This window comes from Nostoc sp. (genome assembly GCF_036918015.1).
In the GTDB taxonomy this organism is placed as follows: Bacteria; Cyanobacteriota; Cyanobacteriia; order Cyanobacteriales; family Nostocaceae; genus Nostoc.
The window spans coordinates 18255-42444 of sequence record NZ_JBALEO010000036.1; the positions used below are offsets into that span (position 1 = coordinate 18255).

A 24190-nucleotide genomic window follows, 5' to 3' on the forward strand; every position below is an offset into this window, starting at 1 on the left:
AAGCAGATTTAATGGGCAGTGTAATTTAAACGTTAGTAGGGTTATACCTTCTATAGATATCAATCCATAACCAATCCAGAGCCAGAAATCGAGTTTATTTGCGATCGCGGCATAAAGCATATAGAAAATCACACAGTTGAAGAATACCCATATCAACGTGTGAATAATTTTAATCACCGTCAATTTGGTTTCACTTTTCATAAAAGCAATGCAAGAGCCAAAATGTCTTTACTTTATTTCAATTACCTAATTGTTGGTATTTTTGACTCCATTAGTATTGTCAGTATTCTTGATCTCATTGATTGAGTCTAATTAACAAATCTTGGCTTTTGCTATCATCGTGACAGGCGATCGTTTGATTTCCTGAATGAATTGATTGAATACGATACAATATGTAACTAAAAATGCACAATTTCATCATTTCCGTAGAAATCAATCAATTGGTCATTTGATCTCTTCATCACCCTTACTTACCGGAATATTGGGTCTAAAGCCCCGTGCTTCACGCAATGCTTTAAAGTAATGAGTAAGGAGTAATGAGTAATGAGTAATGAGTAGATGAAAAATGGGTATTTACTCATTACTTATTACTTATTACTTATTACTTATTACTTATTACTTATTACTTATTACTCCTTCTTCCCCGTGCGTTCACGGCGGTGAGGATGTCAAAATTTTATCCCTAACTATCTTGACAAATCTTGTTTGAAATGGAATGAATTAATGCTACGTCTATATATTCTTTTTCACGAAATGTCTAATGACAAACAGAAAATTCTGAGCGTCGGAAGTCGGCGCTCAGAATTTCAAAGACAAAACTGGCGTGGTGTAAACATGCACTGTTTATTTGCCTAACAGTTTAAAATCGGTAGTTGCGATCACGCACCCACATACTAAGTGGCACTGCTTTACCCTGTGGATCTACTTTCGCCTTGACCACAATGGGTGGTACTTGTCCTCTGCGGGCGCGTTGGGCTTGTAAGTCGTTCCGAATCTGCTGCCGTTGGTTTTCTGGGATGTAATATGTTTCCAAACCGTAGTTAACGGAACCATCCTGATAAACACCTTTTAAGGCTACTTGATTAGCTCTTAGAGTTGTGGGGCGATCGCTACTTACTCGTAACGGTCTCCAAGCTCTCGGAACACCGCGGCCAGTGGATAATTGCTCTTGCAAAGTCACGTAAATATTGGTTCCTTCAGGCAATCTTCTGCCACTTCCACGACCTTTGCTGACTAATGTTTGCCAGCCAGGTAGTCTGCTCAAATTTGAGGTACGGGAGATGTTGTAATCTAACGCTAAGGTGTTACCTTCGATGACATTGTTAGGGTCTACAGGTACGGTTTGCAAAATCACCGTCTTACCTGTCACATCTGTATAAACTGCTTGGGCTGGTACTGCCATAATTAGCCCTGTTTGCAGCGCCAGGGGAGCTAGTAACCGCCAAAAAGGCAAGGGCTTATTCGATTTTTGTTCAGTAGCAATCAAGTAATCCCGAAAAGTCACCTTACTGGAAAATTCGGCTTCAGGAGACAAGGGTTTATTCTTAGATTCAGAAGAAGTATTAGTCATGAGCGTAGTCCTACAAAGCAGAGGTCTTGAGGAGGTTAAAAGTAACGAGATTAGGACTAACGCAGAGAAACTTTAAAAATTTTGACGCACAGAGATTTTTAGTTAGGAGTTAGGAGTTAGGAGTTAGGAGTTAGGAATCATTCAATTTTAGATTAAGTGAACTTTTCCTGAATTCTGACTCCTGTTAGCGTAGCGGGGCGTAGCCCATTCTGACTCCTGAATTCTGACTCCTGAATTCTTCCATCTTTTGCCCTACTTTTTACTTGTAGAGCTACCACCGGGTAGGCGGCGTTCAAACCAGAGTCCAGCGCTAATTAAAGCAGAACCGCACAGGACATAGACTAGCGACTTAAAAAGTAAATCGGTGTCGTACTCCTGGACGCGACTGATAATTTGCAGTGTTACTAACAGCATACCGCCCCAAAAGGAACTTCTGTTGCTTAATTTCAATCCTTCTTGAATTAGTCCCCAGGCTAATGTTGCAAGAAGTACATTGAAAATAAAAATGCCAAGTTCATCAATCCGGCTGATAGTTTGATGCCAAAAAGGTACTATTGCAATAAAGACAAGAAATGTACTAATGACAGCAGTTGTGAAAATCACTTCGCGACGCGGAGGGTTATTTCTTTGGCGCAGTAGAAACAACCATTGTAAAACCGCCAAGCCGCTGAGAATCCCCAAATCGATGATCGGCAGAGACTCGAATAAGTTTGTCAAATTCGTTGGCTGATTAAAACTATAATCAGGAGATTCCCAGACCCAACGAAAAGACAGAACGTAAAAGACGATGCCGAAGCTTACCAACGCTAAATTACGGGCTAGAGATTGAAACAATCTATAATTTATGGTTGGAAACAGTAAATCATCATAACTCCAGAATAATGCAGGTGGGAGTGCAAAAGCAAAAGATGCCACCCAAGGGGCTATATCAGCATAATTTAGCAGTGGCAGAGGATTAAGGTTGGCTTGTAAGGAACTAGCAAAAACAAAGGCTGCTAGACCAAAAATCCAACGCGATCGACAGAAGTAGGCTAAGGGTACAAATACCAGCCATGCCAACAGAGGCAGATGCTGCACTACTAGCCGCGACCAAGTTAACTCACCTGAAGCGTACCATAAGTCTTCTAGTCCAGTCCAGTAGCCGATTTCCACGAGGACAATTGACAGAATTCCTAAAGAATTTAAGGACAAACTGAAGGCCATAACCACAACACCGAATCCCCAAGCGAGAAACAGTTGGGAAGCAGAACCGATGATATTAAACATCTGGGCCATCAGCAGTAAATTTGCACCGAAGATGAAGGCGCTTAAAATTAGCAACCCCTCTCCTAATAGGCGTTTGCTTCGTTCTGGTTTCTTTCCTTCAGGTGGTCTCCAACTGTAAAATCCAGTAATTGCGATCGCAAAAAACAAACTCATCATCAGAATAAATTTGATTTCTCGCGATCCTCCCTGCCAGTTTCCTGATACAAAGGTAATTATGCCTAAGCATAATAGTATGCTGCCTATAGCAATTGCGATCGCTTTATTGCGATCGCGTGCAGCAGCTTCCAGGTTTTTAAATTGATAACGTTCTGCTATCTGCTCATACTGCGAAGAACTAATTAATCCTTCATCCCTCCATAGTTGTGCTTGTTTGCGTAATTTTTCCTGAAAACTATCTAAGAACATGACCTTCTCCGGTGCAGTGGGTAGCTTGGCCATTGCGTTCCCAATGGCGGTCATTATATTTTGAGTATGAAGCCAAAAGCCTTAATTACATTGTTCTTGTGTAACAGTTTTATTTTGATTTAGATACAACTTACTAATTCGTAATTCGTAATTCGTAATTCATAATTTTCATGGAAAAACCTTCTAATTTATTACTTAAAGTCTCGCGGCGTTTGTTCACCAATGTAGACGAGCAAGAAAAATTTATTGAGGCTTTAATGAATCCTCAGCCTTTTTCACCTAGTATTCTTTGGTGTCAAGAAAAGCCAGATATTTCACCTTTGGCAGTAGAAACACCAACCTCTTGGCAACCACAATTTATAGACCGCTTATCTCTGGGAGAAAAACCTGGTAAGCATCCCTTGCATGAAAAAGGATATTTCTATTGTTTAGATTTTTCTTCGGTGTTTGCAGCTACTACTTTGTTAGCTATTCCTGAGTCAGTGCGTTTAGTTTTTGATATGTGTGCCGCACCGGGAGGTAAAAGTATCTTCGCTTGGAGAGCTTTAAAACCTGAATTACTCATCAGTAATGAAGTAATTGGCAAACGTCTGGGAATGCTAATTTCCAATTTGAAGCGTTGCCAGGTTAGCCCTAGCGCAGTGGTTAATCGAGATTCGAGTATATTTGCCGAAATGTTTACCGGCTCTAGCAATCTAGTCGTAGTAGATGCTCCGTGTACTGGACAATCTTTACTTGCCAAAGGTGAAAAAGCACCCGGATGTTTTCACCCAACTGCTATTAATAAGAGTGCAAATCGGCAAAAGCGCATTATAGCTAACTCTGCCAAAATTGTTTCACCACAAGGCTATCTTGCTTATATGACTTGCACATATTCGCCCGAAGAAAATGAGCAAGTTTGTGAATGGTTTTTGGAACGCTTTCCCCAGTTTGAAGCGATAGAAATTAGTAATTTAGCCAAATATCAATCGCATTTGACGACGATGCCTTGTTATCGGATATTTCCTCAAGATAGGTTAGGTGCTGGTGCATTTACAGTCCTGTTTAAAAATACTAATGCGGATGAAGATGAGCCTAAAGAAGTAGATTTAAATACAATATCTTCGCTGTATATATACCAGGATTTAACAAATTAAAATTAGATGAGTGCGTATAATTAGTTATGACTTATACCAATTCTGTATGAAGATGCGCTAAACCATATTAGGAGTGAAGTATAAGAAAAAAAACGAACCGCAAAGGGCGCAAAGTACACAAAGAAAGAGAGAGAGAAAATTTGGCGCAGCCTCACAAAGAAATGGTATTAGTTGGGAAACTATATTTGATTAATCGTAACCCTTCGGCTAGTGTTTGATGCTGAAGCAGATCGTCGCTGCGAGTTTCCTGAAGAGCCTACTATAGAGACAAGTTTAGCAATGAATCTGGACAAAGTTTATGAATTCTTGCAGGAGTTACTAACAAAAAAATCCCCGGCTTATTGAAAAAGTCGGGGATTTAAAGCTGTCGAAATGAGAATGAATATTTGTTGAAGAATTAATTGAATTGCTGGTTTTCGGAAATACCGAGGAATTTTTTCTGACAAACAGTCCATCAATTCGGAGAACAGTTGGCACAAAAATCAGGACTGAATTTACAGTATTGGCTACCTGTCAATTGGTAAGCTGTACAATAAGGAAAACTTGTAAGTTCAATTTTGGCTGCTTGTAATTTGGAACCATTCGCCAATGTTTCAGTAAGTTTGGTTTTCTCAGCCAAAAGGATAGCTAAAATCTTCGGTAACGCTATGCAAGCAGCAATATTGAGCAACGTTAGCATTATGCCGTCGATAAAATTCATAGGTAATCATCTCCTGTGAAACATAGGCGTAGGCGTAGCGCTTCGGCTCCTTTCGACTTCGCTCAAGGCAAGTCGCTCAGGAACCACCCGTCGTAGACATCGCTGTTCTTAGATGCAAACACAATCATTGCTTGCACTCTATGTAAATTAACTTTAACATAAATTTTTGTAAATATAAACGTGGAATTCCTGGAATGATCGTACACAGAAGGGTATGTGGATAATAAGGATGGTTATTGTAGCGGAATAACAAAATAAGCTGGAAAATAATCAGTTTAAAATCTTTAAGTAAGGTGTTATGTCAACAACCCAAACCGCGTCTTCTTTTTTATCTAACATCAACGAGCGAGAACGGCAGGCATTAAAGCGGTTGGTAGATTACACAAATGTGGAATCGCTACCAGAAATTTGGCCTTTGGCAGCTCAACAATTTGGTGATGTTGTCGCCCTCCGTAGCCCTCACAGTAAACCAGAAGTAGTGATTACTTATACCCAGTTGGCAGAGCAAATGCAACTATTTGCTGCTGGGTTACAGGCGTTGGGAGTAAAAGTAGGCGATCGCATTTCCCTAATTGCTGACAATAGTCCTCGCTGGTTTATTGCCGATCAAGGGATAATGACTGCTGGAGGCGTTGACGCGGTGCGTAGTTCCCAAGCCGAAAAAGAAGAATTGCTGTTTATTATCGCGAATAGCGGCAGTACAGCGATCGTCGTTGAAGATTTAAAAACACTTAAAAAACTCCAAGATCGCCTCAAAGATTTACCAATTCAAGTGGTAATCTTACTTTCTGATGAAGCACCACCAACAGACGAAACCCTAAAGGTACTCAACTTTACACAGTTGCTCGAAATTGGGAAAAGTCATAATTTTGTGCCAGCCAAGCAAAATCGTGACGCTCTGGCAACCCTAATTTACACCTCTGGCACCACAGGTAAACCCAAGGGTGTAATGCTGTCTTATAGTAACTTGATGCACCAAGTGATCAGTTTTGGGACAGTATTGCAACCAAACCCCGGCGATATCGTTCTCAGTATCCTACCTTCGTGGCACAGCTACGAACGAACTGTTGAATATTACCTACTATCTCAAGGTTGTACGCAAGTTTATACCAACTTGCGCTCTGTAAAAGGGGATTTGAGACAATTTAAACCCAATTATATGGTCGGTGTACCCCGCCTGTGGGAATCGATTTATGAAGGAGTGCAAAAGCAGTTCCGCGAACAACCAGCCAACAAGCAACGCCTAATTAAATTTTTATTGGGCATTAGCGACAAATATATCAAAGCGCAGCGAACTGCTCAGGGATTGGATTTAAATAATCTTCATGCTTCAGCCGTCGAACGATTAGCAGCTAAGATCCAAGCATCAGCTTTATTACCCCTCCATGCCTTGGGAGAACGACTGGTTTACGCCAAAGTTCGAGAAGCCACAGGGGGACAAGTTAAGCAGATGATTAGCGGCGGCGGTGCGCTTCCCAGACACATAGATAATTTCTTTGAAATTATTGGCGTGCAGATTTTACAAGGCTACGGCTTGACAGAAACTTCTCCTGTCACCCATGTACGGCGTCCTTGGCGGAATTTGATTGGCGCATCAGGGCTACCACTCCCGGCTACAGAAGCTAAAATCGTCGATCCTGAGACAAAAGCGCCTTTACCAATAGAGAAGCGAGGCTTAGTATTGTTGAGGGGCCCGCAGATTATGCAAGGCTATTACCAAAATCCCGAAGCGACAGCGAAAGCAATTGACGCGGAAGGTTGGTTTGATAGCGGCGATTTGGGTTGGCTGACACCACAAGACGACTTAGTGCTGACTGGCAGGGCTAAGGATACGATTGTATTGACTAACGGGGAAAACATCGAGCCACAGCCGATCGAAGATGCCTGTTTGCGATCGCCATACATCGATCAAATTATGCTCATCGGCCAAGATCGGCGCAGCCTGGGAGCCTTAATTGTCCCCAATGTCGAAGCCATAGAAAAATGGGCAGCAAGTCAAAATCTAACGCTGGATACGCTGGGCGATCGAGTGACTTCCTCAGATAGTCAAAAAATTGACTTCGAGAGTAGAATGATCCAGGATTTATTTCGCCAAGAATTGAATCGGGAAGTCCAAAATCGTCCAGGCTATCGACCGGATGACCGCATCGGAACGTTTAAACTCATCCTGGAACCGTTTTCCATCGAAAATGGCTTGATGACACAAACACTAAAAGTTCGCCGACATGTCGTCACGGAACGCTATCGCGATATTATTGACGGCATGTTTGCCTGATCATTCCACCTGCTAACTGTAAAGAGTGAACGTGAAATATTTATGGATGTCTCCAAATCTAATTTGCTCCTGAAACGCGTCGTTAACGTCAAAGTCATTGTGACTCCCCTCTGGAAAGAGGAAGTACAACAGCAGCTGCAAACCCAGATCAATCAACTCGATCAGCAACTGCAACAGCTAGACGTTGAAGGACAAAGAGCGATCGCGGCAATTCAAAAGCAGAGTCTGCAACCACCTGGGCCTCAGACTCTCCAACAAATTGACAATATCCAACTCCAAGTCAATCAAAAGAAAAGTGAATTTTTAGAGCAGAAAAATCAGTTGCTGCAAAACCTCCAGCAAGTGCAGTTTCTCCAGCAAGATCAGGAAGTCAACCAATTCCAAATGGAAGGTTTTTTCCGGGTAGAAATCGGTGATAATCTGATTAGCAAAATGCAAGTCGAAATCGTTCTGCGCGATGGCGTTGTAGAAGAAATTCGCGGCGACATTTAAATTTGTCATTTGTCCTTTGTCCTTTGTCATTTATTTTGTGACCAATGACTAATGACTAGTGACCAATGACTAATGACAGATGTGATTTAACTTAGTGTGGGAGCGGCTCCCAGCCCAACATTCTACCTGGGAGCCAGCCCAAACGATTTGCCACACTGGAGGTGAGCTAATAAAAAGCGATCGCCCAAAGGTTGTCATCTCCGCTCGATATTTAACCGTCCCAACTGAATTATTACCCCGCTTGATTTGCGTAATCGTCACTAACGCCTGATTTGGTTGGGGATAAACTACCTCTATCTTTTGCGATCCTCCCACTGCTATCTCCTCAAAGGCATTCAGGGCAAGGGTAGTAGGATTACTGCCTTGGAGAGATGAGTTAAGTTTTTCTAAAGGTATAGTTTGATAATCGGAACGCTCTGAGAATGCTGCAACTTCCTGAGACTGATGTATTGCTCCCATCTGCTGGGTTTGCTCATCACTAGTCTCAACAATCGGTGCAGATTGCTGGTGCTGGATAATATAAACTCCAGTACCAGCCGTGGCAGAGATACTTAATATCACAATCAAAAAGAATTTCAGCTTTGCCGACATAAAAGTAAACAGGAATTTCAAATAGGTTTTTTACCAATTTTGAATTCTAGATTGAACTACATCCTATATCCTCTATCCGTGAGAAGCTCTTGTATCTTAAAGTAGTGGTTATGAGAAATATTAAATAGCAATCCCATTTAATCTGTGAGAAACTCGTGGTGGTTTTTGCAAGTCAATGACTAAAACGAGATCGAGATTTTGGCTAACCGTAGAGGATAGGTCTGTATTATAGACCTCTAAGCTATATTTAGGTTCCTAGAGTCATTAGTGAATAGCCAATGCCCTTCAGGAGTGCTGTTAGCGATAGCGGGGCGTTTAGCCCGTGCTGAGTAGGGAATCTTACTTCTTTACTCAGGACGGGCTAAACCTTAGCTATCCGCTAATTGAACTCGGAACTTGGAACTACTATGCCCAATGCCCAACCTAAAATATAAACAGTCTAAAACTCTCCCATCAAGATACAATTCGATCTGATAAAAACTGTTAAAGTCCATAAACCATTGATTTCCAAACCACCCTATGAGCATTCACGAAGTATTTATGCCGGCGCTGAGTTCCACCATGACGGAAGGCAAAATCGTCTCCTGGGTGAAATCGCCTGGGGACAAAGTGGAAAAAGGCGAAACAGTGGTGGTTGTAGAGTCAGATAAGGCAGATATGGATGTAGAAACCTTTTATGAGGGATTTCTGGCACATATCATAGTTGAAGCTGGTGAAACTGCCCCGGTAGGATCTGCGATCGCCTTCATCGCTGAAACGGAAGCTGAAATTGAACAGGCGAAATCTCTTGCCAATTCTGGCGGTGCGGCTGCTACTCCTACCTCTTCCCCAGAACCAGTTGCCGCCATAGCCTCAGCCGCAACACCTGCCTTAGCGTCTCAAAACGGGTCTAACCACAAAGAAGGAAGGCTTGTAGCTTCACCCCGTGCCCGCAAGTTAGCCAAAGAACTCAAAGTTGATTTAACTACACTTCAAGGTAGTGGCCCCCACGGACGCATTGTCGCCGAAGATGTAGAAGCATTGTCTAACAAGGGCAAACAACCTGCCCCAGCCCCAGTTGCCCCACCCGCACCAACCAGCGTCCCAGCTGCCCCCCCAGCACCTCGGACACCAGCACCTGCACCCGTGGCGGCTGTTCCTGGTCAAACTGTACCTCTAACTACCTTCCAAAATGCCGTAGTGCGGAACATGGTAGCTACCATATCCGTGCCCGTCTTCCGTGTCGGTTATACAATTACCACTGACGGATTAGACAAACTTTATAAACAAATTAAATCCAAAGGCGTGACAATGACAGCGCTACTGGCGAAAGCTGTAGCAGTGACATTGCAAAAACACCCATTGTTAAATGCTAGCTATTCAGACCAGGGTATTGTTTATCATTCTGATATCAACATTTCCGTAGCAGTAGCAATGGATGATGGCGGATTAATTACACCTGTGCTGCAAAATGCAGACGCAGTGGATATTTATTCTCTGTCGCGTACTTGGAAGTCTTTGGTAGAACGTGCGAGAGCAAAACAATTACAGCCCCAAGAGTACAACAGTGGTACTTTTACGCTGTCTAATTTGGGAATGTTTGGCGTAGACAAATTTGATGCGATTTTGCCGCCTGGACAAGGTTCAATTTTAGCGATCGGGGCATCGCGTCCGCAAGTTGTAGCAACACCCGACGGTTTATTTGGCGTGCGCCAACAAATGCAAGTTAATATTACTTCTGACCATCGGATTATTTACGGCGCCCATGCTGCGGCATTCTTGCAAGATTTAGCGAAATTGATTGAGACAAATCCTCAATCTTTGACAATGTAATTTTGAAAAGACACCAAATTTAAACGTTAGCGCTATCAGCGAACAGCACTTTGTCGTAGAGTAGCGCTAACAATAAATAATACCTACACTTAAATTTTTGATGGACAAACTATAATAATTTTGGACTGCGATATATTCCTTGCTCCCTTTATGGGTTGTACTCACACCAAAACCAATGCTTAAATCCAAGCCAATCACCAGTTTGAGTATAACCGAGATCGTATGCATATCCACTCTCCCAAAAACTGAACATATAACGCCTACAACCTTGAAGTGTCTCTTGCATAAATTGTCTGACTTGCTCACCTTTGGGATAACTAATCATTTCTGAGAGCGACTTATCAACCGCAAACATCCCACTAGCTTTCAATCCTAACTTAATAGCTTTTGTTTTATTGGATGAAATCGTACAAAGGATTTGATGTTTGTAAGTATAATTGTAGCCGCCATAATAGTAGCCATAAATTATGATCGGCTCTAGCCTTGCAAGAATTTTGTTTACCTTTTCAAACAAGTCCTGTGTATTTGAATTCTTAGATTTGCAAGCGGCAAGAACTTCAAGGTTTGCACACAACGAACGATTATACCACAAGCGAACTTGGTCAGGAACGGTGGGCATAAGACACAGCCAGTCTAGGTCTAAAGTTTGACCCAAAATAATATAAACTCTAAAATGGTAGTCAGTATGACGGCTATCAGAAATTTCGTAAACTTCAAGATTTTGCAAATTCTGTTTAATGAAATAGGCTAAAGCTTGGTAGACATTTGCACGCTGCTTTAGTACGTAAGAAGGTACTCTATATTTGCGCTCTCTCCAATAGGGAGCATACTGATAGGGTTCTTGAACAGTTGGTGTTCCTCTAGATTCAATATCTTGCCAATGTTGAATTGCTCGATCTATCTTGGTAGATCCAACAAAGCCTTGAGAAACTAAAAGCTTCCAAATGTTGAATTTTCCCTGCTGTTCACTATTCCAGAGAAAAAGATTGTTCCAGAATTTCTGATCGTCAGGAAGATTTGCATTGTAACTTTCTAGAACCCTAAAGATTCTTTCCGTCTCTGAATGCATTTGTTACCCTCAATTGGGAATCCGCTTCTGCTACTAGATTACCCAACAGAGTTCTGAAGTGTTGCTCTTACCAATAAACTTTTGGAGCATTTTTACTAAGGCGATCGCAGTCTCAACGCCAGTAGCCGAATTTAGAATTGTGAACCTTCGTATGATTCGCTTGTATACATCGTATACATAAAGCTAGAATGACTGATAAAAGGAGATTGTTTCATGTCTCAAAGCGAAGTTGTCACCGTTAGATTAACGCCAGAGATTAAGGCGAAGCTGGATGCCCTTGCTACAAGTACACGGCGTAGTAAGTCTTGGTTGGCGGCAGAGGCGATCGCTTTGTACGTGGAACAGTCAAGCTGGCAAATCCAGATGATTGAAGAGGCGGTGAAAATTGCTGATAGTCCAGAAGCTCAATGGATTGAAGGCTCGGACGTGTCAGCTTGGCTCGACACTTGGGGAATGGAGAATGAAAAACCATCTCCATGCGTTTAGTTTTTCTTGAGCTTGCTGTTTCTGACTTAGCAAGCATCCGTGACTACATTGCTGATGCTAACCCGTCATCTGCTCGTAAGATGGCCACACGTCTACAGCAAATTATTAAAAAGTTGCTAGAAATGCCGAACCTTGGTAAACCAGGACGGGTGTTTGGTACTAGGGAATTAGTGACACCGCCAATTGGTAAGACTGTCTATGTGGTGGTGTACAGAGTTCAGGATACGCGCCTGGAGATTCTGCGGATTCTGCCTGGAATGCGTGATCTCGATCGTATTCTAGACGAATCGGGCATAGACGAGGAGTGAGATGCTTTGATGGTGGTGGGATAATTCAGGTGTGCGACGCCGAATAGCCCGTCCTAGACATCGCTGACAATGATCAGCGTATATCTTTTAACTTATTCCATAATTCAAGTGGAGGAATGTGACTCAGACCAGCAAATTGGGCATCGGCTGTTTCTATCACTATCCATTCTCCACTTTCTAATTGCCCGATATCAATTGCTATATAAGGAACACCAAGACGTTCCGATTCACTTAAAACAATCATTTCTTCCTCAGCGTACCTCTGCGCTTACCTCAGCGTGCCTCTGCTTTTAAAAAAATAAAAAAGGTGGGCATTGCCCACCCGACAAATTTATCCTTTAACACAAAGAACTTGCTTAAGTGTCGCTACAACCTCAACCAAATCTGCTTGATTTGCCATAACTTGTTCTATCGGCTTATAAGCACCAGGAATTTCATCTAACACACCCTCATCTTTGCGGCATTCTACACCATTTGTTTGCTCGATCAAATCATCAAGTGTATAGACATTTTTTGCCTTATTTCTAGACATCAAACGCCCTGCCCCGTGAGAACAAGAACAAAAACTATGAGCATTACCTTTACCCTTAACGATGAAAGACTTCGCCCCCATCGAACCAGGAATAATCCCATAATCTTCAGTCTGGGCGCGGACTGCACCTTTACGAGTAACGTATACATCCTCGTCAAAATGCACTTCTTTTTCGGCGTAATTATGATGACAATTAACCTGCAATAAAGGTTTAGTTGCCTTCCCACCGACTAAATGCTTCTCAACTATGTGCTTAAAACGCGCCATCATCACATCGCGGTTGACACGCGCATAGTTTTGTGACCATTGTAAATCGTGCCAATATGCTTGGAATTCTGGCGTACCAGCGACAAAGTGAGCCAAATCTGGGTCAGGTAATTTATTACCTGCCATTTTTGCTAATTCTCTAGCTGTGTGAATATGACACTGGGCGAGTTTATTGCCAATGTTACGCGAACCAGAATGCAGCATCAGCCAAACTTGATTCTCTGTATCGAGGCACACTTCAATAAAGTGATTTCCTCCACCGAGAGAACCCATCTGTTTCATTGCTTTACCTTGTAGGTCTTGCACACCGCGATGCAAGTCTTTAAAATCATCCCAGTGTTGCCAATTGCTGACGGATTTTTCAACGTCTTTATTTTCGTTGAATCCAGTCGGAATTGCGGCTTCAATATCCAAACGGATTTTCTTCAGTTTACCTTCTAGTTGTTCGGCGGTAAATGCTGTTTTGATAGCGCTCATACCGCAACCAATATCTACACCGACAGCAGCTGGGATAATTGCCTCTTTGGTTGCAATTACAGAACCCACTAAAGCACCTTTTCCTAAGTGAACGTCTGGCATTAATGCCACGTGCTTAAATACAAATGGTAATGATGCCACATTCTTGGCCATCTTGGTTTCTTCTGGGCCCAAAGAGTGATTTGCCCAAGATAAGACGGGTGCTGGTGTGGTAATTTCTAACTTTTCGTAGGGCATAATCGTTTCTATTTTGGATTTTAAATTTTCGATTTTGGATTTGATATAGGGCAGTGAGACTTATCGGTATGACATATAACCCATTACTTAGTTAGTTGTAGCAATTTATATGTTGTATTGTCTTTCATCTGGCTTCCTCAATTTTCGTGAAGCTGAAGAACTAGTTTTAAGAGTCATATTTTGTAACACAAATGTAACAAAACAAGTTACAGCCGTCAACTTCTCACCACAGAGAGAAAGCAGATACTTTCCAGATGTATTAAAATTTGTAAAGAAAATCACTTTGTTTAAATAGCCCCTTAAAGTTCTGATACAATATGGCAGTCCGTCAAGATACAATCTGGGAACGTTTTTTATCCCCTGTAGTGCGTCTTTTGATTGATGAAGATGGGTTACGGCGTTACGCTGATAGTATTAATTGGGAAAAAGAGAGCGATCGCTATCGACGAGATGATGTCATAATTCCGTCGTACTACAGTAATCAAAACTTTCACGGGATTGCTGGCGGATATCTCAATTCCGATGCAGCAGTTACTTACGATCCCGTTACTCAATACGTTCTACCGCCTAATGAAGGTATTGTGCGTCAAGCTTTAGTTGATGCCGTGAAGGTGAAACCACGACGCATACTCGATTTAGGCTGCGGTACTGGTTCCACTACCTTAATGTTAAAACAAGCTTTCCCGGATGCGGAAGTTATTGGTTTGGACTTATCACCCTATATGTTGGTAAGGGCGGAAGATAAAGCTAGAAATGCTGGCTTGGAGATCCTTTGGCGACATGGAAATGCTGAAAAAACTGGTTTGAGGGATGCAACATTTGACTTAGTAACAGCTTCTTTGCTATTCCACGAAACACCAGATGCAGTGTCTCTAGCAATTCTGCGAGAAAGCTTCCGGTTGCTGGTAACTGGAGGACAAGTATTAATTCTCGATGGGAATCAGAAGACTCTGCGTCAGTTAGAATGGCTCAATGATGTTTTTGAGGAGCCATATATTCGTGAATATGCTGCTAGTAGTACAGAAGCGAATATGGGTGCAGCCGGATTTGAAGCAGTGCGATCGCAGGATGTATGGTGGATAAATCAGGTAACTAGCGGCATAAAACCAATAGCAACCGAAAATGTCCGTCAGTATACTCCCACATCAGTAGATAATAATGATTTGGAGGGACTTGGTTCTCCAGCGTTTGGCATAATGGCATGAGTTTAAAGGCAGTTCTCTTTGATTTTAATGGTGTCATCATTAACGATGAGCCAATCCACCTGCAACTTATCGATGAGATTCTCATTGAAGAAAATCTCCAACCCCAAAAGGTGAGCGAGCGTCAAGCTTCTTTAGGACGCAGCGATCGCGCTTGTTTTCAGCAGCTACTCGCTAATCGTGGTAGAGTAGCCAATGAAAACTATCTGACTCAGTTGCTCTACCGCAAAGCCGAAGCTTATACGGTGGAACTAGAAAAAATAAAGAAACTGCCTTTATATCCAGGTGTAGAAGACTTAATATTTCAGGTGCGATCGCGGAATCTGAAACTAGGATTAGTTAGTGGCGCGATTCGCAAAGAAATAGAATTGGTACTGAATCGCGCTAAACTAACTGAATATTTTAAAATTATTGTCGCGGGTGATGACATCACCACCAGTAAACCAGAACCCGATGGTTATTTACTGGCAGTAAAACGCTTGAATAAAGAATATCCCGAATTGAATCTCCAACCATACGAGTGTCTGGCAATTGAAGATACTCCAGCAGGTATCGAAGCGGCGAAGCGATCGCAGATGCAAGTAGTTGGTGTAGCGAATACTTACCCATTCCACATGCTTCAGCGCTGCTGTAACTGGACTGTTGATTATCTCAGTGATTTGGAACTCGAACGGGTGCAAAAAGTTTATTCCCAAAAACAGCCTCAACCATCGGTAACTGAATGTTAGAATAGTCTATGGTGATAATGTCTTGAGTTAATGAGTAATATTACTCTTGACTTAGCAACCATTAAGGGGAATTAGCTCAGTTGGTAGAGTGCTGCGATCGCACCGCAGAGGCCATCGGTTCGAATCCGTTATTCTCCATTTGTACATTAAATAATTATTGTCAGTTTTAAAGAATTAATGTCCATTTTTTCCAAGTTTAGGGGCATAAGTTACGTATTTTCGAGGCTTTCAGCAATTAAATCAGTTTTAAAGAATTATTGTCCAGAGTTGAAACCAGTTTTAAAGAATTATTGTCCAAAATCAGCCTGTAAAACTCGGCTAAATATATGTTTTCTAATTTAATTTATTACAGCAAGCCCAAGGCTCTTAAATTGCAAGAATAGCTTTAAAGCACTTTATTTACAGTCTAGTTACAAAAATGTATAACCTCTTCTTTTGCTGTTTTCACCCAAGCAGAGGCTCCATTACTATAAAATAGCTGCGTTTTATGTGCGATCGCAGCACTCCTTTCAAACCACCCTAATACAAAATTATATCGCTAAAGTGGTGTCTTCAATCATAAGAATTTTCAACCCACCACCTAACGGGAGGGCTGTGAAAACTTCTCGATATCCAGACTTCCTAATTGTCGGCTCAATCTTTCAACCCACCACCTAACGGGAGGGCTGTGGAAACTGTCTCGAAGCTCTTTTGATGGGGAGGGGCCGTCTTTCTTTCAACCCACCACCTAACGGGAGGGCTGTGGAAACTCAAGGGCCAGGCATGATTGGCTATGTATGGGGAACTTTCAACCCACCACCTAACGGGAGGGCTGTGGAAACCGCACCCATGAAAACTCTTGCCAACAATGGCTTTTGAAGGCAAATTTGGCAAGCCTTCTTTAATTCCTATTTTCTACAGCCAATGAATAAAATTTTATTCATGACTAAAACAGTAATACCCAGTGCAGACAAGAGTTTTAGACATTTGGCAGAACCCCAGGGATTTTGCCCCCGCTTTGAGCTGCCAAAAATAAAAATTAGGGGGTGGTAGTTCGGTAGCCACCGTGACGGTATACCCGTACCCTTACTTTGTTGTAAAGTAAGAGGTAATGACACTCCTCGTAAAACCAAAATCTAAGATTTTAGTAGTACAGGCCGCTCTGGCACCTAACACCAAGCTAAAAGAGTTTGATGTCAAGAGCAAAGGTTCTGGGTTGTTTGGAACCTTAACACCTTATACTTCCCATGCGTCTCGGTGCGAGTACTTTCTCATCTAACAGCAGTATTACCTTACCCAAGCAATTACCACTAACAAACGCTTAGATGATCGCACAGGTAGAGTTGGCAGCTACCAGGGTCAGAAAGAATACGCTTTTCCAAGTGTTAAACTAACCCATTCAACAGTATCTACACAAAGGGGTTAATACTGTAGCATCATACAGTTAAGGCTCAAAAGAGCATGTATGACGGCACCGATTTAATTTCAATAAGATTATATTCTTCGGGTAGAAATTTTATCTACCAAAAGTATTAATTCGGCATTGGTAAGCGTAAAATGCTAAATCTATCGCTTGTTCTTCCAGAGTACCATAATGTGATTGGATACCAAATTCAATACTAATTTTCAATTCAGCAGCTTTCGAGTTTATAGATTCTTGGAGTCTGTTATAACTCCAATTGTGTATCTGACGGTTATATTCTTTTACATATAATTTTTGAGCATTTACATCACCTGGAATTTTAGTCTCAGCTTTGGCTTGAATTGCACTGGTACGAATTTCTTTAATATCTTTTAATCTAGGTAGTATAATACAACCTGCCTGATAAGACTTAGCGATTTCTACTATTCTATTTGCTAGTAATTTGTCAATGTATTCACCTAGTTTCGATTCGCCTATATTACATGGTGAATCTTTTTTTTGAGCTTTTTTTCTCTTTTTACTTAAATGTACTTGTTGCCGTCGTCTGCGGCTTAACAGGTGAAAAGCATTGCCTAGTAACTGTTTGACTGTATTACAGGCAAGTACTTTTTTAGTGTTTGTATCAACTATGACAACCGTAGCTAACTCAACAGGATGAAAACTGATACCAACAATTATATTAGATTGACCTTGATAAATTAGTTTACCAGGACGGTTGAATGAATTATTAAGTCGAGATAATGAAGATTTATCTTTATTCAGTTGTTGAATGTTGTCTAGCTTTTCATTTTCTTCAGCTTTACTTACTCGTTTTTGCGCCTTGTCAATCTTTTCTTTTCTCACTTCTTCAGTACCCTCTGCTGTCCATAAACGAGCGTCATAGGTACAATGCAGAGCTAATTTATGAACTTTCCACGGCTCACCCTTGCCTTCACCTTGTTGCCATAGCAACTGTGCAGAACGTAGTGTAATTAAACTTCCTGAAAGTTTTTCTTCGCTTTTCTCGCTTCCTTTAAAAGCTTTGTGGTCTTCTAGAAAACGTTCAAAAAAATGGCGTTGGCGTTTATTACAACAAATTTTAAAGTGATATTCACTCCAACCATTGAAGTAAACAAAAATATTGCTTGCATCATTTTTATACCAAGTCAAATCTCCGTATAGATAATCTATAGGGTATGGTAAATGTGATATTTTCCTGAATAAATTAGCTATCCAGTCTTCCCACTCTTTATTATCTTTAGGTACTTGATTCATTAAGTTGTCAAATACTTCCCTATATCTTTCTCCTGTTATATCTCTACCACTAGGTAATCGATTATCTTGAATTTGATTCTCTAGACGTTTTATCTCGACTTTTTTCTCATTACGACGCTTTTTTAGTTTTTGAATATCTTCCTCTAAATCACTAATTTTATTATGATTTTTTATCAGGTAAGCTACTGCACACCGTGTTAAAATATCCTGTGTTTGTTTATGAATTTTATATAAAATATTAGTTAATGTTTCTAAGTTACCTTTATTTACATTGTTTGGAGAACTAGAATCTTCGCTTTTTTTTACATTGGTAATTTTATTGTTGTTATTTCTGTTAACTCTTTTTCTCGCTGACTTCGTTGGCTTTACATCCTCATCATTAATAGTAAGTTGTTTTAGAAATTTTTCTGGTTGACTAAGTACTTCTTGCGCTTTAGAACGTATTGTCTCTAAATCACAGTTACTTTCACCTATAAGTTCAACATCACTTTTGAGTATATTTTCGAGAAAGTATTCTTTACCCTCTTTCTGCCTTTTTCGTTTCTGGTATAAAGTAAGCCATGAAGAATAGACTTCTTTTACAAAAGACTCTGCTGATGAGCGAAGACGACCTGATTGTTCTTCAAATTCAGAATTTTTTGTGACAATTTTACGTAATTCTACGATTTCTTTCTTAGTTATTTCTCCCTTTTCTTTATTAGCTTCAAATTCTGGTTGTTCGCTTACACTCTTTAACAATTGAAGAATCAGAGGAGTATTTTTTTGAGTCATTTCTTCCCATACTTTGCGAAGTATATCTTCACTAGCATCTAGATGACATCGTATGGTTCTATGAACTGGAACCGTGGATTTACTCTTACGATCGCTACTCATGGTGACAACATCTCCACCAAATCAATAATTTTTTGTTTGTGTAATTTAGAACTAACTACTTATTCGTCTTCGCCAGATAACGATCGCCACTTGACCCGATCGCCATCTAAAAACCTCGCCATTGTCGCACTTGTTCAATAATGGTTTTAATCTACCATAAAAACATTGCCACACATTGTTAAACATTATTGAGCCTTGTTCCAAGGTTACGGGAGTATGATGAACTGGCAACAAATCTTTGTAGTGTTGATGAGTCAGAGCGATCGCGTACAAACTTCCATATATTTCCCCAAAGATATCCACGAGGCTTTGGTGAGATGGGCACAGGAAGAAGACCGTCCCATCAGTAATCTTGTTGTGCGGCTTGTGAGTAAGGCAGTTGAGGAGCGGGAAAAGAAGCAAAATCCACCGCAATAATATCTAGGTGTCGCAGATAGAACAATTTGTAAATTCCTGATATGCGATATATTCTCAGCCACTATATGAGCAAAATCCTTGTGCATGATATGTTATTGGTTCTTTGCAAGATGTAAAAACTTCAACGCAAAGTGAAGTGTCAAATGGGCTTGACGAACGTCTGGCAAAGTTAATTAGGGAAGGTCTTTTGAAGGCTACACAAAAAGCGCAAGTGTGATTTTGTCAAAAGGCTGTGCCAAAATTAAGCCCGAACTCAGGCATTATGTGGAGATGGTAGAAGAAACTAGAGAAGTTAGGGGAAGAATTCCTAAAGATTTAAAAATTGCTTTTGAAATAGCCTGCGCTCGCCTGGAAGTCACACAGACAGCAGCCTTGGAGGAGGCGATTAGGGACTGGTTGAAAAAGAAAGAGTCCTCTGAAAAACAGCACTAGGAGGATTGAGGGACGCATTTGCTATCGGTTTAATTTGGTGGCAGAATACTCACACTATTGAGGAAAGTTAACGATTCTGGCGGTGATTGCTCAATAATTATTTATGATTTCGGGATGAAGCTTATACTCTTTGCTATTGCCGTTATGATACTCTCCAACAAAATCCTTAAAGGATTCAAAACTCAAACTTTTGCCCATTGCCTTTCCAATTAGAGTCAGCAAATTATTTGCCCGCATCTGGAAAAATGCTTCAAAGTCATCTCGCTGTAAACTTTTTGGAGATATAGCGTGCGATCGCAACATTTCATCCAGCCTTTTTGTTGATGTCCCAGAAAGTTCAAATTCTTCTAAATAAACGGAAGGTGCTTTACTACCAATCTTCTTGTTCGTTTTGGCACTTAAAGGCGTGCGGTTAATCAAGCAGTTATACTTTTTGGGATCGATGCTCTGCTTGCGACACCATGCCACTGGAAAGATGTGGTGCGAATCTATCTGTTCTTCAAAATAAATTACATCATTGATTTGTTCCCCAGTACACCAATCAATTGCCCCCTCGCGTCGTAATAAAGCTGCCAACCCCTGATAAACTGCACCGTAACGTTTTCTAACGCTAATCAGCCTATCAAAGGAGAAATCCGCTTGGACAATGGTGAATGGAAGTGAGCCACCTGCTAACCAATTTACAACTTCTATAACGTCTCTCCCGGCTCTTGCCTCGTACCAGCGTGTATATATTTCACCAAACATCCCACACCATAACCAACGTTCCAGCATAGAACGTACCTGAAAAGAGCGAGAACGTTCTCCAAGAACAGTAAAAATTGCACTGAGAATAACTAATTGAATGGGGTAAGCTAAATCATCTGCATCAAAAATTTTTTGACTATAAAGGAAACGAGCAGACTCTTCAAAACCTCTGGTAATTGGGTCAGCCCATTTTTGATATTCTTCTTTGGTGAGTTTTAGTACTTCAGCACGACCACAAGCAACACCTGGTAATTTATCGACATTCCATCCTTGCTTTAAAGCTTCTATCCTCTTTGCGTAGCCAGTTACCAAAGTAACTGCTTGTACAAAATCAGTGCTTCGTAGCTTTCGCAACACTTTTAATGATTGGAAGCGGTTTTTTCGCTGCTTCCAATCATCTCTCAGACTGAAGTCAGCAGTACAATAGCTAGAACTCATTAAGTCGAAGTAATTGAGGTCACAGCCAGAAGTATTTGTATCCTCAAATACTTGGCAAACGCCTTCTTTTGGTAAGGAGTCACGTAATTGGATTACAGGTATTTGATAATGCTCAAATTTCTTCACAATTTCTAGTTCTAAAGTATCAATTAGTTCTAGCTTTTGAGGATTGTATCGCCAATACCTAGAGAATTTGCTACGCCATTCAGGAAAAGAGAAAACCTTGGATAAAGGAAACAAGAACGCCTCATATTCTTTTTCAGCAGTAGAACAATCAATTAAGTTACCTGAGAAAATTCGGATAATTTTGGATTCAGGTAAGGCAACGATTGCCTTAATGCGATCGCATTCTGGGTCAAGGCATTTTTTGATATCCAGGTAGTACCACTTTTTAATACTTTTTTGGCTTTTTTGGTCTTTTATGGTGACAGGTAGTTGAGATAGTAGCACCATAAACAGAGTTGTTAGGCGTTGCTGGCCGTCAAGGATTAGTAGGTTTGGAACATAGTTTTCTGGTTTTAATACCCCATCAATCGGAGGGAACTTGACTACCTCCCCAAAACGCCCTAATTACTTGATTAATCAACTAGCGTGCTTACAGACTATACGATTTAGAATATTATTAATATGCTGAAATATCCTAAAATACCCTAAAGCGCGGCAAGTAACTAGGGCGGATTTAGGGCAATGCGATACTCTTTGGAAGAGATAAATAAGCGGCTCAAGGCAAGCAAGAGTGGGGTATCTCTAAGGCAAAGGGGGGATACCCTAAGTCTTAGGGCAACTTTACCGTCGCGCCCAGGTAGCCAAAAATCTACCCATTCTCAGCAAGATTTAGCTTTGGGAATGTATGCCAATCCTGCTGGACTGAAAGCGGCAGAGGGTAAAGCGATCGAGCTAGCAGCTGATATTGTGAGGTGGAAGTCTGGGCGGCCATTTCCTTGGGATAACTGGCTCGGTAAAAAAACAGAAGCAGCAAACACCTGCAAATACTGGATAGAAGCTTTCAAAGAAGAATTTTTAATTAAGCAGCAGAAATTTTCTGCTAGCACCTGGGAGCGCCATTATTTACTACAATTCAACAGGCTCGACCCTAACAGCGAATTAACTGGAGAGCTACTGCTAAAAACAATATTATCTTTGCCTAGCAACAGCTGGACTAGATACCACACAACCTCAAGCTATATTAAGCTAGCTAAATTTGCTCTTATTGATATTGACTTACGCCCTTACAAGGGCAAATACAATTCCACCAACACAATCAAGGACTTGCCATCTGATGAATTGATTGCCAAAATCCGAGATCAAATCACTAGCCAAATGTGGCAGTGGGGTTATGGGATGCTTGCAACCTATGGTTTAAGGCCGCATGAAATATTTTTTGCTACAGTTGAACCGAATCCACCTTACAAGTGCCAGGTATCAGAGGGTAAAACCGGAGCAAGAATGATCGCACCTTTTTACCCTGAGTGGGCAGAGCGCTGGAAACTTTGGGAGAAAAAAGAATTCCGTACCCAAAAATCAGAATACTGGGAATTGGGGAAGCGAGTTTACCAAGGGTTGTATTATTACTTCAAAAAAATCGAGGGAGCCAACCTAGCTCCCTATGATTTACGTCACTGTTATGCCATTCGAGCAAGCGTGGTATTTGAATTACCTGTTACCACTTCAGCAAAATTAATGGGGCATTCGGTAATGGAACACCTCAAAACTTACCAGCGCCATATTGACGAGAAAACTAATTCCTTAGCAGTGGAAAGAGCGATTGCACGGTTTGATGGAAAAGCACCATAGCCTATTTTCCGTACTCTAGCTTGGCTTGCTCAAATGCCTGATTAATTACTTTCATTTTGATGCGGAAATAGACACTGATACCTAAATCAAGGGGTTTTTTGAAACTGGCGTAGGGTAGTCCATCTTTGCGAAGCGGAATATCGGATGAGATGACGACATTATCCGCTCCAAATAAACGCAACTCATTTAACAGATCATCTCGTGCCTTGGCAAAGCCAGCACGGTAAGTAGCCGAATCACGTTTGCTGCTATGTGTACGTCCTTTAGTGGGTGGCCGCGTCAGAGGGGAGGCGGTAATCAGCATCTCTGTGCAACAAAATGGGGGAGCTAAAGTCCTTCGTTATTATGAAATAATTTACCAGTAACTACTATTTGGGATCGAAAATGTGATAACAGTCTGACTCTTGAAACCGAAGCCAATTGGCTTGGTATATATTTGCTATTCTCCCAGCAGGGACAATCCCCGCATAGAGAGAGGGGCGGCGCTTGTTAGTTATCTATGTTTTGTATAGGCAAACAAACTTTTATCTATATTTTGTATAGGTAAAATATAGATATGTGCCTGAAACTATCTTTATTACTAGGCAAAATATAGGCTGACAAGTAGAATTAGGTATAGGCTAAAAAAATGGAGAACAAATATGCCAAGAAATCTTGCAGAAGGCGAAACTCAGATGAATTTTCGTATTCCCGAAGACAAGAAAGATGCTTTTTTAAAAAAAGCCAAAGCGAGTGGCACTTCTGCTAGCCGACTCTTGCTAGAATTCATTGATAATTACTTAGGGATATCACCAAAATCCGATGAGGATATTGACAATCTCAAGAAAGAAGTTGCAGAGCTTAAGGAATTTAGAGAACGTGCGGAAAAAATCCTGGGGGAATTAGCAGCCTGAGAAGCGCAAACGAGCAACTCAGGCAATCGCGGGAACGTATTCGCCAGTTTTTAAAATCACAAGGAAAAACCCCTGAAGTTTGACATTCAGGGGTTTTGCAATTTTAGTGCCTTTGGCTTTTAAGACAAAGTTCACGGTATAGGCTAGCTTCTAGCCTATAAAAAATATAGGTTTTTTATTGACTTAATGATTTCCTTAGCCTATACTAGGGAAACATGAAAAATTTTTCATGTGCCATTCAAGTGAAAGCGATCACACCAAAACGCGAATAGCACTTGTTGACGACACTTGCTATTCATACACACCCAATTCAGAAGAATAAAAACGATGCGCTGCTGCCTCATTATCAGTAGCCAGCAACGGCACATCTGCCCTGTGAGATGACTT

At 41.1% G+C, this 24190-nt stretch carries 25 protein-coding genes and 1 tRNA gene; 16 read left to right on the forward strand and 10 right to left on the reverse strand.

The features are described 5' to 3' along the window. Positions 1–859 precede the first annotated feature (859 nt). Positions 860–1570: a GDYXXLXY domain-containing protein gene (locus V7K61_RS08810; protein ID WP_335052807.1), complete on the reverse strand. Its 711-nt coding sequence runs from the start codon at positions 1568–1570 to the stop codon at positions 860–862. A 252-nt stretch (positions 1571–1822) separates the two neighbouring features. Next, the gene (locus V7K61_RS08815) at positions 1823–3241 is read right to left on the reverse strand and encodes a DUF2157 domain-containing protein (protein ID WP_335052868.1); all 1419 of its coding nucleotides are present in this window, start codon (positions 3239–3241) and stop codon (positions 1823–1825) included. Positions 3242–3411: 170 nt separating this feature from the next. Here V7K61_RS08815 and V7K61_RS08820 point away from each other — a divergent pair, with 170 nt between their 5' ends. Then, a complete protein-coding gene (locus tag V7K61_RS08820; protein WP_335052809.1) occupies positions 3412–4377 on the forward strand; it encodes an RsmB/NOP family class I SAM-dependent RNA methyltransferase in 966 nt (321 codons plus the stop codon). A 454-nt stretch (positions 4378–4831) separates the two neighbouring features. Here the strand turns inward: V7K61_RS08820 and V7K61_RS08825 are convergent, their stop codons facing one another. After that, positions 4832–5077, reverse strand: a complete 246-nt coding sequence (locus V7K61_RS08825; RefSeq protein WP_335052811.1) for a hypothetical protein — start codon at positions 5075–5077, stop codon at positions 4832–4834. 298 nt (positions 5078–5375) lie between these two features. On the opposite strand from V7K61_RS08825, the gene V7K61_RS08830 reads away from it, so the two are divergent. Both V7K61_RS08830 and V7K61_RS08835 read left to right on the forward strand, forming a co-directional pair. Further along, positions 5376–7352 carry an AMP-dependent synthetase/ligase gene (locus tag V7K61_RS08830; protein WP_335052813.1) on the forward strand — a complete coding sequence of 659 codons (1977 nt, stop codon included), beginning with the start codon at positions 5376–5378 and terminating at the stop codon, positions 7350–7352. Positions 7353–7394: 42 nt separating this feature from the next. Beyond that, entirely contained in the window at positions 7395–7844 is a 450-nt protein-coding gene (locus tag V7K61_RS08835) for a YlqD family protein (RefSeq protein WP_012412623.1), read from the forward strand. 69 nt (positions 7845–7913) lie between these two features. Here the strand turns inward: V7K61_RS08835 and V7K61_RS08840 are convergent, their stop codons facing one another. Then, positions 7914–8435, reverse strand: a complete 522-nt coding sequence (locus V7K61_RS08840) for a hypothetical protein (RefSeq protein WP_335052815.1) — start codon at positions 8433–8435, stop codon at positions 7914–7916. Between the two features lie 519 nt (positions 8436–8954). Between V7K61_RS08840 and V7K61_RS08845 the strand changes: the two genes are divergently transcribed. Then, on the forward strand, positions 8955–10247 hold the full coding sequence (locus V7K61_RS08845; RefSeq protein ID WP_335052817.1) for a dihydrolipoamide acetyltransferase family protein: 1293 nt from the start codon (positions 8955–8957) through the stop codon (positions 10245–10247). Positions 10248–10395: 148 nt separating this feature from the next. Here V7K61_RS08845 and V7K61_RS08850 read toward each other — a convergent pair whose 3' ends face one another. After that, on the reverse strand, positions 10396–11316 hold the full coding sequence (locus V7K61_RS08850; RefSeq protein WP_335052819.1) for a hypothetical protein: 921 nt from the start codon (positions 11314–11316) through the stop codon (positions 10396–10398). A gap of 213 nt (positions 11317–11529) precedes the next feature. On the opposite strand from V7K61_RS08850, the gene V7K61_RS08855 reads away from it, so the two are divergent. Then, positions 11530–11802 (forward strand): CopG family ribbon-helix-helix protein, encoded by a 273-nt coding sequence (locus V7K61_RS08855; RefSeq protein ID WP_335052821.1) that lies wholly within the window; start codon positions 11530–11532, stop codon positions 11800–11802. Further along, positions 11793–12110, forward strand: coding sequence for a type II toxin-antitoxin system RelE/ParE family toxin (locus tag V7K61_RS08860; protein ID WP_335052823.1), 318 nt, complete (start codon positions 11793–11795; stop codon positions 12108–12110). Before V7K61_RS08855 ends, V7K61_RS08860 begins: the two co-directional genes overlap by 10 nt. A 73-nt stretch (positions 12111–12183) precedes the next feature. Here V7K61_RS08860 and V7K61_RS08865 read toward each other — a convergent pair whose 3' ends face one another. Further along, the gene (locus tag V7K61_RS08865) at positions 12184–12354 is read right to left on the reverse strand and encodes an ATP-grasp domain-containing protein (protein WP_335052825.1); all 171 of its coding nucleotides are present in this window, start codon (positions 12352–12354) and stop codon (positions 12184–12186) included. A gap of 87 nt (positions 12355–12441) precedes the next feature. Continuing rightward, on the reverse strand, positions 12442–13623 hold the full coding sequence (locus V7K61_RS08870) for an RtcB family protein (RefSeq protein WP_163929720.1): 1182 nt from the start codon (positions 13621–13623) through the stop codon (positions 12442–12444). 317 nt (positions 13624–13940) lie between these two features. Here V7K61_RS08870 and V7K61_RS08875 point away from each other — a divergent pair, with 317 nt between their 5' ends. The 5 genes from V7K61_RS08875 (at position 13941) to V7K61_RS08895 (ending at position 16811) form a co-directional block, all read left to right on the forward strand. Beyond that, positions 13941–14828, forward strand: a complete 888-nt coding sequence (locus V7K61_RS08875) for a class I SAM-dependent methyltransferase (RefSeq protein ID WP_335052829.1) — start codon at positions 13941–13943, stop codon at positions 14826–14828. Next, on the forward strand, positions 14825–15553 hold the full coding sequence (locus V7K61_RS08880) for an HAD family hydrolase (RefSeq protein ID WP_335052831.1): 729 nt from the start codon (positions 14825–14827) through the stop codon (positions 15551–15553). Before V7K61_RS08875 ends, V7K61_RS08880 begins: the two co-directional genes overlap by 4 nt. A 65-nt stretch (positions 15554–15618) precedes the next feature. Next, positions 15619–15691, forward strand: a tRNA-Ala gene (locus tag V7K61_RS08885). A 555-nt stretch (positions 15692–16246) separates the two neighbouring features. Beyond that, a complete protein-coding gene (locus tag V7K61_RS08890; protein WP_335052833.1) occupies positions 16247–16411 on the forward strand; it encodes a hypothetical protein in 165 nt (54 codons plus the stop codon). A gap of 232 nt (positions 16412–16643) precedes the next feature. After that, entirely contained in the window at positions 16644–16811 is a 168-nt protein-coding gene (locus tag V7K61_RS08895) for a hypothetical protein (RefSeq protein ID WP_190911358.1), read from the forward strand. 237 nt (positions 16812–17048) lie between these two features. On the opposite strand, the gene cas12k is transcribed toward V7K61_RS08895, so the two are convergent. After that, positions 17049–19082, reverse strand: coding sequence for a type V CRISPR-associated protein Cas12k (gene cas12k, locus V7K61_RS08900; RefSeq protein ID WP_335052835.1), 2034 nt, complete (start codon positions 19080–19082; stop codon positions 17049–17051). Between cas12k and V7K61_RS08905 the strand changes: the two genes are divergently transcribed. The 3 genes from V7K61_RS08905 to V7K61_RS08915 all read left to right on the forward strand — a co-directional run bounded on the left by V7K61_RS08905 (position 19041) and on the right by V7K61_RS08915 (position 19931). Further along, on the forward strand, positions 19041–19223 hold the full coding sequence (locus V7K61_RS08905) for a hypothetical protein (protein ID WP_335052872.1): 183 nt from the start codon (positions 19041–19043) through the stop codon (positions 19221–19223). The genes cas12k and V7K61_RS08905 overlap by 42 nt on opposite strands. Positions 19224–19298: 75 nt before the next feature. Further along, positions 19299–19499 carry a ribbon-helix-helix domain-containing protein gene (locus V7K61_RS08910; protein WP_334945525.1) on the forward strand — a complete coding sequence of 67 codons (201 nt, stop codon included), beginning with the start codon at positions 19299–19301 and terminating at the stop codon, positions 19497–19499. A gap of 213 nt (positions 19500–19712) precedes the next feature. After that, positions 19713–19931, forward strand: coding sequence for a hypothetical protein (locus V7K61_RS08915; RefSeq protein WP_335052836.1), 219 nt, complete (start codon positions 19713–19715; stop codon positions 19929–19931). A 90-nt stretch (positions 19932–20021) separates the two neighbouring features. Here the strand turns inward: V7K61_RS08915 and V7K61_RS08920 are convergent, their stop codons facing one another. Next, positions 20022–21650, reverse strand: coding sequence for a GmrSD restriction endonuclease domain-containing protein (locus V7K61_RS08920; protein ID WP_335052870.1), 1629 nt, complete (start codon positions 21648–21650; stop codon positions 20022–20024). A gap of 153 nt (positions 21651–21803) precedes the next feature. Here V7K61_RS08920 and V7K61_RS08925 point away from each other — a divergent pair, with 153 nt between their 5' ends. Further along, a complete protein-coding gene (locus V7K61_RS08925; RefSeq protein WP_335052838.1) occupies positions 21804–22910 on the forward strand; it encodes an integrase in 1107 nt (368 codons plus the stop codon). 1 nt (position 22911) lies between these two features. Here V7K61_RS08925 and V7K61_RS08930 read toward each other — a convergent pair whose 3' ends face one another. Beyond that, positions 22912–23214: a hypothetical protein gene (locus tag V7K61_RS08930; RefSeq protein ID WP_335052840.1), complete on the reverse strand. Its 303-nt coding sequence runs from the start codon at positions 23212–23214 to the stop codon at positions 22912–22914. Between the two features lie 337 nt (positions 23215–23551). Between V7K61_RS08930 and V7K61_RS08935 the strand changes: the two genes are divergently transcribed. Beyond that, entirely contained in the window at positions 23552–23803 is a 252-nt protein-coding gene (locus tag V7K61_RS08935) for a hypothetical protein (RefSeq protein ID WP_322705890.1), read from the forward strand. Positions 23804–24190 lie beyond the last annotated feature (387 nt).